Annotated in this window: 11 protein-coding genes; all 11 read right to left on the bottom strand. The window is 63.8% G+C overall.

The genetic code is table 11. From position 1 onward, the window contains the following. Positions 1 to 165 precede the first annotated feature (165 nt). On the bottom strand, positions 166 to 378 hold the full coding sequence (locus AU185_RS25825) for an MbcA/ParS/Xre antitoxin family protein (RefSeq protein ID WP_082683929.1): 213 nt from the start codon (positions 376 to 378) through the stop codon (positions 166 to 168). A 1,869-nt stretch (positions 379 to 2,247) separates the two neighbouring features. Next, positions 2,248 to 3,345, bottom strand: a complete 1,098-nt coding sequence (locus AU185_RS16065; protein ID WP_172800395.1) for an LLM class flavin-dependent oxidoreductase — start codon at positions 3,343 to 3,345, stop codon at positions 2,248 to 2,250. A 162-nt stretch (positions 3,346 to 3,507) separates the two neighbouring features. Beyond that, positions 3,508 to 4,338: a hypothetical protein gene (locus AU185_RS16060; protein ID WP_059101088.1), complete on the bottom strand. Its 831-nt coding sequence runs from the start codon at positions 4,336 to 4,338 to the stop codon at positions 3,508 to 3,510. 643 nt (positions 4,339 to 4,981) lie between these two features. Continuing rightward, complete coding sequence (locus tag AU185_RS16055) at positions 4,982 to 5,668, bottom strand: Rv1363c family protein (RefSeq protein ID WP_059101089.1); 687 nt, start codon at positions 5,666 to 5,668, stop codon at positions 4,982 to 4,984. A 63-nt stretch (positions 5,669 to 5,731) separates the two neighbouring features. Beyond that, positions 5,732 to 6,472: an Rv1363c family protein gene (locus AU185_RS16050; protein WP_059101090.1), complete on the bottom strand. Its 741-nt coding sequence runs from the start codon at positions 6,470 to 6,472 to the stop codon at positions 5,732 to 5,734. Continuing rightward, a complete protein-coding gene (locus AU185_RS16045; protein WP_059101091.1) occupies positions 6,436 to 7,926 on the bottom strand; it encodes an MCE family protein in 1,491 nt (496 codons plus the stop codon). Before AU185_RS16045 ends, AU185_RS16050 begins: the two co-directional genes overlap by 37 nt. A gap of 1 nt (position 7,927) precedes the next feature. Beyond that, positions 7,928 to 9,082, bottom strand: coding sequence for an MCE family protein (locus AU185_RS16040; RefSeq protein WP_059101092.1), 1,155 nt, complete (start codon positions 9,080 to 9,082; stop codon positions 7,928 to 7,930). Continuing rightward, a complete protein-coding gene (locus AU185_RS16035) occupies positions 9,079 to 10,446 on the bottom strand; it encodes an MCE family protein (RefSeq protein WP_082683948.1) in 1,368 nt (455 codons plus the stop codon). Before AU185_RS16035 ends, AU185_RS16040 begins: the two co-directional genes overlap by 4 nt. Before the next feature lie 29 nt (positions 10,447 to 10,475). Then, positions 10,476 to 11,765, bottom strand: coding sequence for an MCE family protein (locus AU185_RS16030; RefSeq protein WP_059101158.1), 1,290 nt, complete (start codon positions 11,763 to 11,765; stop codon positions 10,476 to 10,478). After that, positions 11,762 to 12,793, bottom strand: a complete 1,032-nt coding sequence (locus tag AU185_RS16025) for a virulence factor Mce family protein (RefSeq protein ID WP_059101093.1) — start codon at positions 12,791 to 12,793, stop codon at positions 11,762 to 11,764. Before AU185_RS16025 ends, AU185_RS16030 begins: the two co-directional genes overlap by 4 nt. A 28-nt stretch (positions 12,794 to 12,821) precedes the next feature. Continuing rightward, complete coding sequence (locus AU185_RS16020; protein ID WP_059101094.1) at positions 12,822 to 14,309, bottom strand: MCE family protein; 1,488 nt, start codon at positions 14,307 to 14,309, stop codon at positions 12,822 to 12,824. Positions 14,310 to 14,314 lie beyond the last annotated feature (5 nt).

Genomic DNA, 14,314 nt, shown 5'->3' with positions numbered 1-14,314 from the left:
GGAATCGCGGCGTAGGCTCAGCACGCTCGGGCATTCCCCTGCACCCGCCGACGACACGCCCTGATATTCGTGGATATCCGCTGTTATCCATCGGATTTGGATAGGTGTTCGCCCGCCGCTGATCGACCTGCCAACCGGATGGGCGCGCCGAAAGTTCGCCCTACGTCAGGCCCACGCGCCATCATTGAGGCGGTTAATAGCAGCGAGTACTTCTTCGGCTCGGCCCTCGGCAATAAGATCGACTGCTCGTCGACCCCCAAACCACCGGTGGGGCGATGTCATCCAAATCTGCACGCCTTCAGGCTCATACAGTTCACAGAGCAGCGATTCAATGTGGCTCGTTGCCTGGTCTCGTATCGCGTCGTCAGCGTCCGTCATATTGGTTCCTCCGTTGATGAAGCCCGGTCATTCGTCGCTTGCTGACAGCTCCGGTTGCCCCGAGATATCGGTGATTTTTGCACGCTTCGTGGACCACCAGTTTCCCGACGCCACGCCGGCACACTTTTCTGAGGCGCACCGCTGATGCGCCTATCGATGCAATATCTGCGGCCACGCGCATCTGCATCGGCTGTGGCAACCGACAAACTGCGCCGTAGAAGGTTCGGGCAGTTAAGAGAGGGCCAGGTCGGTCATGGTGTTCTTTCGCCGATAATAGTGCAAACCTCTGGTCCACCGAGCCGAGTAAATCCAAATTCGCAAGCAGTCCGCTCCGAGCACACCTGTTCGAGCCGCTGAACGCCATCGAGGCGCTTATCATGGGCCAAACGGAACGCGACTAGGATCAGCAATCGATGAACGCGTGGATCGAATCACTACTAGCCGTAGAGATTATGCGCCGGCGTTGCGCTGCTCATGACCGGTGGACTCGGAAGCGCCCAGAGGCAGTGGCGTTCGCTGAAGCCTGGGCGACTGAACCTTAGGAACCGGCGCGTAGGTAAGCGTGTGACGAACCAACGCATCGGGAGATACCGTCGCCTACGGCATACGCTGCGGCAGGCAAAGGCCCATTCGCTATATGGACGACTTTAGCGCTGACGTCGAATCTAGTTGCCCCCAGTGATCCTGTGGACATGGATAATCTCTATTATCCATGAAAAATGTCGCCGTTTTCATCTGATGAATCAATCGGCCGATGCCGCCCGCCGGTGCGACCGTCGCTTCTGTTCACCGAATGTTGCTGTTGACCAAGGCTATTCGGGTTGATTGCGGGGCGCGAAGAGCGGGTGGGTCGTAGGACCAGGTCCGCGGGGGAAATTCGCACGTTCATCGCCGAGGCACACCGTAGCGGCGGCTCCCCAGTGACAGTGCCCCGCTGCCGGGTGAACGGTTGCCGATTCGTCACCGTGACGGTTCTAGCGGTCCCAATAATGTTGTGCGCCAACTCATTCCGCTTGCTTTATGGATAGTGTGCATTATCCATGAAGACTGACTCGCCACTTCCATCAGAAGAATCAGCCAGTGTCCCCCACCTCTCAGGCTCACAGAATGGCTCGCGCCACCGAATCGATTGCGTGGGCGATGGCGACGACGGACGGACGCCGCCATCGCGGCCGTCGCTGGCGGCCACACGAGCACGGGCGGCAGTAGCATCCTTGCCAACGGCCCACCCACCCAACAAAAGTATGCGTGGTTTCGCCTCGATCGGCTAAGTCCGCTAGTACGTAGTCGATACGTCACCGTGACGGTTTACCGGTCCTAATTTTGCTGCACCACAGGCTATTCCACCCCGTACACGGATAATCACTATGATCCATGAACAACTATCCGTGTTTCACAGGCGGATCAGCGCCCTTCTTCCGGTCGTGTCGCGGCGAGCGCAATCGCTTCCCGAAAGGGCAGGACGAACAGGCGGTCGCCAGCCATAGTGTCGTGATCTGGACTGCGCTGGCTGCCTCGTCGTCGAACGTGAGAAGAGCCCGGTTCGGCGTAGCGGCGGCTCGCGCCGGTCGATGTGCGTCATGTGGTGCGACGCCAGCGAGTGCTCCTCGCGCGACATGATGCCCGTGAGGCGGTGGTCGCTGAGGACGACGGGCGCTTGCCCTGTCGGCCGTTGCATGGTTGAACTCATCGATCGCGTCATCGTTCACGTAGATCGCTGGACCGGTGGCGAATTCGTGCGGGAATGATCGAGTGCAGCTGCGAGGAACGCGGGATGTCGTGCCCGCTGGCGCTTCCTCGTCCCGGCAGGTCACAGGACCGCACCACGGCGAGCCCGTGTTTGCCGACTCGGTTCGCTCGCCTAAGAAACTAGCTAACGGTCGTCGGCGCCGCCTGGGCGAGCAGGGCGCGGACATGGCCGTAGTGTGGGAGGTTCTCTGCCGCCTGGTCGGGCGCCATCGCGAGACCGGTGGCGTCGGCGAGGATGAAGTGCTCGCAGCCAGCATCTGCGTATGGGCGCAGACGCGCAGAGACCTCTTCGGCGTTGCCGGCGAAGACGAGTTTCTCCCAGAGCTCGAACGGGATGCGGGGCGCGAGATCACGGAGCATCGACGCGTCGAATTGGTGTGGGAGCGCGTCGGCAAAGCCCTGGGCGCTTGGCCCTGTCGGATGCGCCAGACCGTGACGCTGCCACGCTGCCGCCGGAAGGAACAGCGCGGCCAGCTTCGCCGCCGGGAATTCGTCCAATGCCGCTGCGATCGATTCTCGGGAGTGTCCCAGGAAGACGAGCGGACCGAATGCGCAGGTTGGGCGTGGTCGGCCGGCTTCTGCTGCCACGGTGAGCACGTGCTCGCGGTCCAGCGCGTACTGCTCCGGAGTCACGCCTGATGTGATCCAGCCGTCGGCAAGCCGGCCGGTGATCCTACGCATTCGCGGGCCGTGCGCGGCCGCCCAAACCTGCGGCCGCCCTATCCCAGATTCAAGCGGAAGACCGATCCGTCCGACGCCGTTCGGCATGCGGCCGGTGTCGAGAAGGCACCGGATCTCGGTCAATCGCTGCTCGAAGATGCTCACGCGACGCTTGAACTCGTAGCCGAACGGCTCGAGGTTAAGCCGGATGCCGGCGCCGACGCCGAGGATGAAGCCAGGCGGGTGCGCGTGATGCACGGTTAGCAGCGCTCGCGCGAGATCGGCCGACCCTCTGCGAGTGATGTCGATGACCGCGCTGCCCATCGGAAGCGACGTCCTGCCCGCAATCGCCGTTGCCGTGCAGAAGGGGTCGAGAAATGCGTCGGGATCGGCAAGTACTGCCGAGGCCGGAAGGTCGTTCCACACGTCCGGATGTGACAGGCCGAGCAAATGGTCGATCACCCAAACGCTGTCCATGCCGATCTGCTCGTAGACGGCGGCCGCTTGGGCGTTGATCTCGAGGTTCACCATCGACCAAGCGGTGAGGCCGGTCTTCACTTGCCGCGTCGTTTCACCGACTACCATTGGTTCCTCCCTGCGGAGACTGGTTCGAGAAATTCGAAGATCGAGTATTCAAAGCTGAACCGCCCGCGGATATCCGCGCTGGGAACTCATTGAGGTGGTTCAGCTCAGCGGATCGTGTGGTTCGGCAGCATGGACTTACCGGGATGCTTCGTGAACCGCATCAGGACGTTTTTTCACGGCGATCGCCATGGCGTCATATTGCCGGACGAACTTGATCACTTCCCAGATGGCGCGAACGATCAGCAGTGCCAGTGGCAGTGTGAGGATCGCAATGATGTAACGCATCGGTTCGGCCATCGACGTGTTGAGCTGTAGGAAGGCAAGCGGCATCGCAATGCCCCAAGCGCACATGTGGCCAGCGGTCGGGGCCAGCAAGAGCACTGCGCGCCACTTGCCGTGTACGCGTGGCTCCAAGACGTAGAGGAAGAGTCCGATCGACAGGATCGCTGTCGCATTCAGCCAGGACCAGTAGAGAGGAAAGCCGAAGATCTCGAACGGTTGGTTGCCGTAATAGACGTGCACTCCGGTCGACGTGCCCGGAACTTCCATGATGAAGTCGGCGGCGGCGATGATCCCGAAGACTGCGAAGAGGCGCTTCATTGTTATTCCAGCGGCTATGAGCCGATACGCGAAGTAGCCTCCGCCCCCAACGAAAGATGAGTAGGCGAACGGGATCAGCAGCGGGACCTCGACGCCGTATGCGGTGTAAAGCGTGAGTGGCACGTTAGTTGGCCACCAGAGATGGCCGACCAAGTCGCCCATCGGCTCCACGAAGGAGCAGATGAACGCGCCTCCGGCCCACATGATCACGGGGACGCTGTCGCGGTACCTCGCAAAGCGGTAGCCTCCATAGGCGAGAAAAAGCAGTCCCAGAACGATGACCCAGGCGGTGAACAGCCATCCCGCTGTTTCTCCGACGCGGAGGTCGTCTGGCACCGGCTGAATGAAAGCGGCCGATAGCGTCATCTCGTGCTCTTCCTGTTTGTAACGATTGACGTTGTTTATGTTTGAGGTGCTGTCGCAGCCGGGGCAGTCTCGGCGACTGCGCGGGCTTTTGGCAAGCTTCGGCGATGCGATGTGCCGCTGTTGCCTGTGGCTCCGCACAGCGTGCGTGTCACGAGGATCTTCTGATATTGCTGATCGAACGTTCGATGCTCGACGTTAGCAGGCCCCACCATCTCTGGCAATAAGCTGGGTGTAGGTCCGCGCCAACTGCATGAAATTCCACAGTTGGTCGAAAGTGTTACTGGCCACGCACAACCGCGCAAGGGGCGCCAGCGGCAAGCCGGACTCGGTTCGCTGCCCGGCGTGGCACGGAACTGGCCTCAGCGTTACCCCCTTGCTGGACGCCGGGTGGAGTACCGGATTGGTCGTCCGGCCGAATCCGCGCATCGGCTTGCTGGGTATGCCAGCTCTTGGTGGGCGGCGTTCGGCCATGATCTTTGTGCGAATTGTGGAAGTCGCGCGGTCGGCAAAATTCAGAAGAGTGGACAAGTCGGTGAGACTACTCAGGGCCAGCCGGGCCGTCTGCTAGAAAATCTGCCCGGTGACCGTTACCTGGGTTCGGAAGAAGGTGCAGCCACAGTCAACCTCGCTTCGTAACGATCGCTTAGACCGGGCTGAATTTGGAGATGAGCCAGCGATCGTCGATTCTGTCCATGGTTACCCGGACGCTGGACTGAAGGTCGGTGGGTGCAGTCGTTCCCACCGTCGTGGTCTGATTCACGAACACCAGCACCACCGCGTGGCCCGGAGTTGCCGACACCGAGGCCGCCGCCGCAACGCTGGCTGTCGCTGAAATGTGTTGCTGTTTCGCACCGGGAATCACCACATCTTGAATCAGCTTCGTGTACTCGCCTCTGAAGTCGCCGGTCAATCGGTCTCGCACGCCCATGAGGTCCTGCTCGACGGTGTCAGGCCGGTAGGACAACAGCGCCACGGTAGCGTCCTTGGCGGCCTGGACGGATTCGATGCGCGCGCGGTCGGAGAGGCGCATCGACGCGTCCTGCCACTTGAAGAACGCGGCGGCCATCGCCAGTAGCAACGCCACCGCCGGCAGCATCCCGAAAACCAGCACACGAGACCAGTTGATCTGGCGCTTGCCCTTGACAGGCCCACCCGTGTCGGAGTCGTGGCCTATTTCGGCATCGTCTGCGGGGGTGCGTGGCGACCCCGTGCCGCCACCGGTGCTGTCGGACGCGGTTCCGCCCGGAACCTGCTCGGTCGTCTCCTCGGGGGTTTTCGCCTCCTGATGCTCGTTCCTAGTATCGGTTACGGTATTGGGCTTGACCGGCATAGCAGCTGGTTTCCTTTCTGCGTTGGCGGGTCGATTGTTGTGCGCTGCGCAGTTGCGGCTGGGTCATGGCACGAACGCGACGTTGGAGAGCTTCACCTCGTCGTCGCCGACCTTTTGCACCGAGATTCGCATCCGCCAGGAGCGCGGCTGCGGCTCGGGCGCATTGGGCATCGCGGTCTTGACCGACATGGCGACAAGCACCTGAGCCTCATCGTCGGACAACGATTCCAACCCGGCTTCGGTGACTGTGCCCACCGACTTGGACTGCACCTTTTTGACCACGTCGACGAAGGGCTGCGACCGCGCTGCGAAGTCGTCGTGGAAGGTACCCGTCGCCGAGTCCAGAATGCGCTGGACGTCGGCGTCGGCCTGTTGCCAGTCGATGGTCGTCAGGTTCAATGCACCCTGGCGCGCGACCTGAACAAACAGCTCACGCTGTTTCTCGGTCTGATAGGACTCGTTTGCCCGAAAGCCGAGCCATCCGGCCAGCCCTCCCAGCGCGACGACCATGACCACAGCGACGAGGGCGGCCCGCCGCAGCTGTGACATCGGCTGTCTGGCCAGCACCGCGGCTGGTGGCTCGTCTTCGTATCCCGTCGCGGCGTCGTCTTCCTCGCCGTCTACGGGGGCGGAGTCGCCGGCGTCGGGTGTGGCTGCTGAGACATCTTCGGCCTTCGGCTCGGCGATTCTCCCGTTCCGCGATTGTGGTGAACCGTTGTCGGTGTGGTCGGGCGATGTCGGCAACGTGTGTGTCTCCTCTGTGGTGTTCAGTTCCCCGGCGGAGGGGTCAGCATGTCTTGCCATGCCCGCTCCTCACCGGCGCCGGGCGCCAGGTTCTGGTGGGTGTGCACACGCCCGTCCGGCCCGACATATGTACCGGTCGCGGGGTCGTACTCCGCTGGGTAAAGCGGCAGCGGCGGCGCACCAGGTGGTGGCGGTGCAGGCAGTGGTGGCGACACCCCCGGCGGTGGTGGCGCTCCCTCCTCACCCGCGACCACGGGGATGTCTTGCCCGGACAACGTCGCATTCGGATCGCCCTTCCAGTTCCAGCCTTCGTTGAGTGGCTGGTAGACCTCGTCGCTCTCACACAGCTGCGCCGTTGGGGCGCGCTTGTCCGGCTTGGTGGCGCACGGGTAGTTCTTCGCGCCGCGCGCATTTAATGCGCTGTCTTGGGGTGTCCGGCAGAACAGGTTGCCCGTGGGACGATCCGGGTAGTCCTCGAACGCCGCCGCCCGCTGCTGCTGTACCGGCAGGTACCCGGTCGTGCAGGGCTTCGCGATATTGAGGGTCAGATTGAAGTCCAGGTAGGCGCCGTTGTAGTCCTGCTTGGTGTTGAGGTTGGCCACCTGCGGGGCTTGGATGATTTTCGCGGTTTGCGGAATCAGCACCAGGATGCCCTCGAGGTTGTCTCGGTAGGCGACCAACACCTCATTGGTGCTGACCAGATTGGCGAGCACGATCGGCAGCGTCGGTCGGAGCCGGTCGAATAGCGCGCGCGCCTCTTCAGCGGCCGGGGCAGCGTCCTGCAGCAGGCTTTGCACGGCGGCGTCGTTGTTTTGCAGCTGCGTCGTGATGGTCGCCAGGTTGGCCGCCCACGCCTGGATCGAATCCGACGACTCCGTCTGACTGTCCAGTACCGGCTTCGCTTCTTCGATCAGGGCGATCTGCGCGTCCAAAGTCCTGCGGGCGTCGGCCGCCAGTTTGGTTGTTCCGTCCACCAACCGGGACAGTTCGGGCCCCAGCCCCCCGACGGCGATATACGCCTCGTCGACGACCGTGTTGAGGTCCTCGCGCGGGATCGCGTTCAGGCCGCGATTGGTGGCCTCCAGCAGCGAGGCAATGCCCGGCGGCACATGCGTGCGGTCTTGGGGGATCAGGTCGCCGTTCTTCAGTGGCGGGCCTTGCCCGCTTTGCGGCAATAGCTGGACGAACTGCTCGCCGATCGCCGACACGCTGTGGACCTCGGCTCTCAGATCGGCGGGGATCTGGATGTCCGAGTCCAGCGCCAGCACCGCCTCCACGCCGGTGTCGGTCAGCCGAACGGCGTCCACCCGGCCGACTTCGTAGCCGCGGTAGGCGACGTTGCCGCCCTCATACAGCCCACCGTCTTCTGGCAGCTGGATGGTGACCCTGTAGCGATCAATGCCGAAGAAGTGGGTCGGAACCCTCATGTAGGCGAAGAACACGTAGGTGATCGCGGCCAAGGCGACGGTCACGAAAACCACGAACTGGATTCTGGTTTGCCTCGTCAGACGCATGTCAGGGCCCCTGGTTGAAGTGGTAGGGCGCAATCAGCGGGTTACGCGCGGTGTAGGGGCTGGGCATCTGGCCGATGGTGCGTCCCCACTGCAGCTCCAGCTCGGTCAGCTCTCCCTCCAGGAACGTGCCGGTGAGAAATGACGAGTCGAGCCGGCTCAGTGTCAGGTCGACGACAGCGGTCAGGTTCGCGTAGTCCCCTCGAAGCCATTTGGACAACGTGGGCTTGGGGAACGGGAGGGTCGCGTAGAAATCCAGCGAACGGGTCAACGCTGGTCCTGCGTCGGCCAAAGACTGCAGTACCGGGCCCAGGTCGTTGAGCTCCTTGACCAGGTTCTCCTTGGTCAGGTTGACCGAGTCGGTGGCCAGCGCGCCGAATTGACCCAGCTGATCGAGCGCCTCAGCCAGGTTTTGCCGCTGGTCCTTAAGCACCGTCAGCGCGTCGGGTAGGGTCTTCAGCGCCCTGTCGACGACGGGCTTTTGTTCGGCGAATTGGCCGACCAAGTTGTTAATGCTCTCCGTCGCGGCGATGATGTCGCCTTTCTGGTCGTTGAGGTAGGCGACGAATTGGTCCAGTTGTCCGATAAGGCTTCTGAGGTCTTGCTCGCGACCGCTCAACGCGGTGCTCAGCGCCTTGGTGATGTCCTGAATCTGACCCAGTCCGCCCCCGTTGAGCAGCAGCGAAAGCGCGGCCAGCGTCTGTTCGGTCGAGGGGAAGGTGGCCCCCGACGACAGCGGGATCAGCGCCCCGTCGTCCAGGGTGCCCTCGGGGGGGACGTCAGTGGGCGGCGCCAGTTCGACGTGCAGCGAACCCAGCAGGCTGGTCTGACCGACCGTCGCCGTCGCGTTGGCCGGCAGGTCGATGTCACCGTCGATCGTCATGGTGACCAACGCGTGCCAGCCCTGACGTTCGATCTTCTCCACGTTGCCCACGGTCACGTCGTTGACCCGGACCCGGGAGTTTCGATCCAGGTTTTGCACGTCGGGCAGCTGCGCTCGAACGGTGTAGGACCCGGGTCCGCCGCCCTCGGTGCCTGGTAGCGGAAGCGAGTTCGCGCCCCGCCAGTCGCGGAGGAATCCGCAGCCGGACAGCACGGTTACGGCCAACGCCGCCAGGAGTCCCGCGCCTACGCGGCGCCAATGCGCCGATCGGTTCACCGTCCACCTCCGGGGGGCGCCATCATCCCGGGCAGGCCGTCGGCAGGATTGGTCGGTATTGGGTTCGGCGGCTTGGCCGGTACGAATGGCGGCTGCCCGTGGTAGGGGTCGGCCGGCTCGCCGAACCGGGTGTAGATCTGGTTCGGTGGTGGGAGCGGCCCCTCGGGGGGCGGCGCCCCCGTCGCGGGCCCCCCGATCGGCGCGCCGCCGGGTGAGGCCGGCGGCGGAATGTAGTCGGGCCGTAGCCAGTCCTCGGCGTAGGTGATTTCGTTGGGACGCGCCTGGGCTCCGACGAAGGGGTTCAGCCCGAACGGTAGGAAGTTGTACTGCCGGTTCTTGACGATCGGCGCCAGATACTGCACGCACAGCTTCGCCGACTGCTCGGCGCCCAGCCGCGATGCCGCCTGTACCGCTCCGCAGAGGAACTGGATCGGGTTGGCGAAATTGTTGAGGGACAGGTTCCCGGTCAATGATAAGTGCGCGGGTTCGTAAATGTTGGTGAGGTTTTGGAGCGCTGTGGGGGCGATGTGCAGGGTTTGTTTGAGGTCTTCGCGGATTTCGGCCACGGCGGTCGACACCGACGCCAGCTTGTCCGACGTCGTGCCCAGCGTTTCTCGATTGTCGGCCACGAAGGCTGTGACATCGTCGGCCACGTCGTTGAGGGTGCGGACCGCGTTTTCGACCTCGTTGGGGTCGTTGGCCAGCAGGCCGGTGACCGCGGCCAGGTTCTGGTTCAGGTCTTTGAGCAGGCCGGTACTGTCCTGCAGCGCTGATACCAGAGTCGCCAGGTTTTGGAAGGTGCCGAACAGGTCGTCGCTGTGGTCGCCGAGCGCGTTGATCGCCTGCGACAGCTTGATGACGGTGTCACGGATGTCGGCGCCCTGGCCGCGCAGGTTGTTGGCGGCGGTGTTGACGAAGGCTCCTAAGGTGCTGACTCCGCCCGGTTGAGTGGGCTGCAGCGTGTCCGCCAGCTTCTCCAGCTGCTGTCGAAGGTCGTCGAACTCCACGGGAACCGCGGTGCGCTTCCGCGGGATCACCGCGCCCTCTCGCAGCACCGGCCCGCCGGTGTAGGCGGGTGTGAGCTCGATGGCCCTCACCGTCACCAGCGACGGCGACAGGATCACCGCCTTGGCGTCGACGGGCACCCTATATTTCTCGTCGATCCAGAACGAGATCTTGACGCGCTCGGGCTGCGGCTCGATCTTTTCGATCTTGCCGACTGCCACACCGAGGATGACCACGTTGTCGCCCTCGAAGATGCCGTTGCTGTTTTCGAAATAGGCGACGAGATTTGTTTGGTTTGCGCCGCTCGCGGCCCTCACCGCCGCGACGACGCCGCCGATCAGCACCAGCACCAGCGCCATGGCCAGAGCCACCTTCGCGTTGCGGATATTCACTGTCCGTCCCCCTCGGCTGACGTCGGGCCCGGGGGCTGGCGGGTGGGTTCCGGTGCTGGAGGTCCGGGCGGCGGTCCGCCCGCCGGCGGCGCCGGGGGTGGCTGCCGGTAGGGATAGCAACCTGGTGCTGGTCCCGGGCATGGTTGGTCACCGGGATTACCGGTGATGGCGTCCGGGAGGGTAAGGCGTGGTTCGCCGCCCTGCCCGGTCCGCGGGAAGGGCACCGGCAGCGGCGGCGTTGCCCGCTGGCCGGTCTGCGGGTCGGCGCGTTCTGTGGGCAACAGGGTGGCCGGATCGAGGCCGAGATCGGAGAAGGCAGCGTCGATGAACGGCTGCACGAACTGCCCGGGCAGCAGGTTGACGACGTAGGCGTTGAAAAACGGTCCTGACGACACCGCCTCACCCAGCGACAACACGTACGCGTTGAGCCCCTTGACGGACTCCTGTACGTCTGTCTTGCGCCTGTCGACGATCGCCAACACACCGTTGAGTTTCTCCAGCGCGGGTTTAAGCGATTCGCGGTTCTCCGCGATGAAACCCTCGATCTGCTGGGCCACTGCCGAAATGCTGTTCGAGATCTGGTCCAGGGCGCTGCTCTGGTTTTGCAGCTCGACCAACAGCGCGTTGGTGTGCACGACGAGATTGACCACGTCCTGGCTACGCTCGGCGAGCACCTTCGTCGACTTGTTCGCGTTGTCCAACAACCTTCGCAGCTCGGCATCGCGCTCGTTGAGTGTCTGCGAGAACCGCCCTACCCCCTCGACCGCCGCCCGCAAGTCGGGCGCGGTTTCGGAAAAGGTGTCGGCCAGCACGGCCAGCGAGTTCGATAGCTGGTCGGTGTTCAACCCACTGATTGTTGTGGTGAGATCGCCGAGCGCGTCAGGCAGCTGATAGGGCGATGCGGTCCGGTCGAGGGGTATTGGATTCGTCAGCTGCCCTTCTCCCCGCGTAGTGACCTCCAGGAGTTTGGCACCGAGAAGGGTCTCCACCTCTATCGCCGCTTCGGTGCGCTCGCCGAGCCGAACGGTTTCATCGACCGTGAAGGTCACCAGCACCCGCGATCCATCCAGCTCGATGCTGGACACCTTGCCGACTTCAAATCCCGAGACCCGGACCGCGTTACCCGGTTGCAGGCCGCCGGCCTGGCTGAAGTAGGCGGAGTACGTTTTGCCCGTGTCGAAGAACGGAAGTTTCTGATAGTTCAGCGACAGCACCGTGATGGCGAGAACCACGCCAAGCCCGATGACCCCGATGACAAACGGATTGCGTTCGGAGAAGCGTTTCATCGCGGCGTGCACCTCCCCGAGGTTTGGCCGACCAGCTTGACGTACACGGGTTGGCCGCCCTTGCCGTTCATCTTCAGGACGACGTCGCACAGGTAGAAGCTGAAGAAGTCCCCGTATAGCCCCTGCCGACCCAGGATTTGATAGGCGTCGGGCAGCGTGTCGAGCAGGTTGTCGACGTACTCGTGGTCGGCCACGATGATTCCCGCGGTCCGATCCAATTCGGGCACCACCTTCTGCAGCGGCGGGCGGGACTGTGCCAGCAGGTCGGCAATCGACTTCGCGGCCGCGTCGGTGTAGGCCAGCCCGTTGGCGATGTCCTGCTTGCGGTTTTCGAGGCCGTCCACGAGTTCAGACAGCGAGTCGACCGCCTCGGCGAACTGGTCACTTTGGTCTCCGAGTGAACCGAGCAAGGTGTTGAGGTTGGCGATGACCTCGCCGATCAGTTGGTCCCGGTCGGCCAGCGTGTTGGTTAGGGCCGCCGCCTGGCTCAGAAACGAGCCGATGGTCGGCCCTTGCCCCTGAAAGGCCGCGATCAGCTGACCGGTCAGCTTGTTCACCTGGTCCGGGTGCAGCGCACGAAACAGCGGCCGAAAACCGCCAATCAACGCATTCAGGTCCAGTGCGGGCTCGGTGTGGGTCAGCGGGATCGTGTCCCCGGGATCGAACCTGTCGACTCCCCCCGCACCCTCCTCGAGCGCCAGGTATCTGCCGCCGATCAGATCTTGGTAGCGGATGACCGCCCGGCTGCCCTCGGTGAGCACCACCGAGGCGTCCGCGGAGAACTCGACGCGCACCGTGCCGTCGTCGTTGATCGCGATGTTTTGCACCTTGCCGACCTCGACACCCGCGACGGTGACGAGGTTTCCGCTCTCCAGCCCGGACACTTTCGCGAACTCGGCGCTGTATGTCGTTGTCTGCTGGAAGAAGCGCAGCTGACCGAAGACGGCGAAGAGCAGAACGAGCATGACCGCGCAGGCGACGGCGTAGGCGCTAAAGCGCAAGGACGCACCTACCAGATTCTCTCGCATCTGTGCCTTTCTCTATCGCGTTCCGCGGTCAGGGTGTTGGGGCGTGCATCGGTGGTGGCGGCGAAGGTGGCAACGACGATGGCGGTATCGGGGTCGGCTGCACCTGTGCCGGATTGGGCGGCGCAGGGGGTACCGGGTCCGAGCCCGCCGGCGGCGGACCGGGTTCGGCCGGCCTGCCCGGCGGCGGCGCCGGCGGCAAACCCGGATAGAGCGGCGTTCCGTCCGGTGCGTACCGCGGCGCCCCGTAGGGCGGTGCGCCCGGGTATGGGATGGGTCCGGGCGCCGGGCCCTCGCGATTGTTGAAGGTCGGCGGTTCGGGTTCCGCCCGGGTGACGGGAAAGTAGTTCGCGTACCCGGGGAAGCCGATACCGGGGTTGGGCCGGATGTCGACGCCGGTGCCCCAACCGGAGTTGGTCACCAGGTACCGCACCGGGAGGTTCTTGGTGACATCGGGCAACTCGCCGCAGCTCGGCGCTCCCCCCGGGCCGCCCTTGATGCCGTTGATGGGCAGGTGGTCGGGGTACCGGTACGGGTCGTCGCCGAGCAGAAGGGCGGTGTCTAGTATCGCCGAGTATCCGTTGCGACCGCCGGCTACGTCAGCGAAGCCCATGTCCAGCACGGTCTTTCCGCCGACGAGGGTGCAGGTGAGTATGGGGTTGTATTTCATCAGCAGCCGCGTTGTCGACTCGAGCATGTTGACCCCGCTAACCAGGTTGTCCTTGTTCGGGCCGATCAACTCGATGCCGCTGCGCGACAGACCGATCACGTCGACCAGCAGTGCGTCCAAGGCCTGCGCATTGCCGGTGATGGTGGCGCTGGTCGTGCTGGCGGCGTCCAGCACCGTCAGGACGTCCTGCGCAGCCGCGGCGAAGGTGTTGCTGAAATCGCGGAGCCCGCGAAAATCCTGGCGGATGGTTTCGCTGCGCGGATTGAGCTCACTGAGCACCTGATTGAGATCGGTCACGGTCTGACCGAGCTCGTCACCCTTGCCGCGAACACCGTCGGCCACCGCGGACAGCACCGCGTTCAGTTTGGTCACGTCCACCTGGTTCAACACTCCGACCAGGTTGTCGAACACCGTGTTGACCTCGACAGTCACATCGCTCGACCGCAGCACCGCCCCCGCCGCCAGCCGCTTCGGACTCGGATCGCTGGGGGTGCGCAGCTCGACGAACTTTCCACCAAACGCCGTGGGGGCCGTGATCTGAGCTCCGACGTTGGCAGGGATGTACTTGAGCTGGTCGGGGTAGAGCTCCAATTCAAGTTTGACGGGATCCTTCCCACCGCCCGTGTGAATCGACGCCACCCGGCCGACCGGAACGCCGCGAAGTTGCACCTCCGCGTAGGGCTCGGTCAACAGACCCGCCCGGCCCGACAGGAGGGTCACCCTGGCGTATGACTGGAAGTCGCGGTTAAACGCAATAGGGGTAATCACGATTACCACCAGGGCCATCACGGCGACTATGAGTGTCCACCATGCGGGATGCAGGCCAAGCTCGCGGCGTTTCGGTGTCATCGTCG

This window comes from Mycobacterium sp. GA-0227b, from assembly GCF_001499855.1.
GTDB lineage: Bacteria > Actinomycetota > Actinomycetes > Mycobacteriales > Mycobacteriaceae > Mycobacterium.
Note: the sequence above shows the minus strand (reverse complement) of the source record. Positions and strands in the feature narration are given on the sequence as shown.

Excerpts from the sequence above, each read along its gene's own strand:
- AU185_RS16045 (WP_059101091.1), bottom strand. The coding sequence starts at position 7,926 with ATGCGTCTGACGAGGCAAACCAGAATCCAGTTCGTGGTTTTCGTGACC.
- AU185_RS25825 (WP_082683929.1), bottom strand. The coding sequence starts at position 378 with ATGACGGACGCTGACGACGCGATACGAGACCAGGCAACGAGCCACATT.
- AU185_RS16020 (WP_059101094.1), bottom strand. The coding sequence starts at position 14,309 with ATGACACCGAAACGCCGCGAGCTTGGCCTGCATCCCGCATGGTGGACA.
- AU185_RS16055 (WP_059101089.1), bottom strand. The coding sequence starts at position 5,668 with ATGCCGGTCAAGCCCAATACCGTAACCGATACTAGGAACGAGCATCAG.
- AU185_RS16035 (WP_082683948.1), bottom strand. The coding sequence starts at position 10,446 with ATGGCGCTGGTGCTGGTGCTGATCGGCGGCGTCGTCGCGGCGGTGAGG.
- AU185_RS16050 (WP_059101090.1), bottom strand. The coding sequence starts at position 6,472 with ATGGCAAGACATGCTGACCCCTCCGCCGGGGAACTGAACACCACAGAG.
- AU185_RS16025 (WP_059101093.1), bottom strand. The coding sequence starts at position 12,793 with ATGCGAGAGAATCTGGTAGGTGCGTCCTTGCGCTTTAGCGCCTACGCC.
- AU185_RS16060 (WP_059101088.1), bottom strand. The coding sequence starts at position 4,338 with ATGACGCTATCGGCCGCTTTCATTCAGCCGGTGCCAGACGACCTCCGC.
- AU185_RS16030 (WP_059101158.1), bottom strand. The coding sequence starts at position 11,765 with ATGAAACGCTTCTCCGAACGCAATCCGTTTGTCATCGGGGTCATCGGG.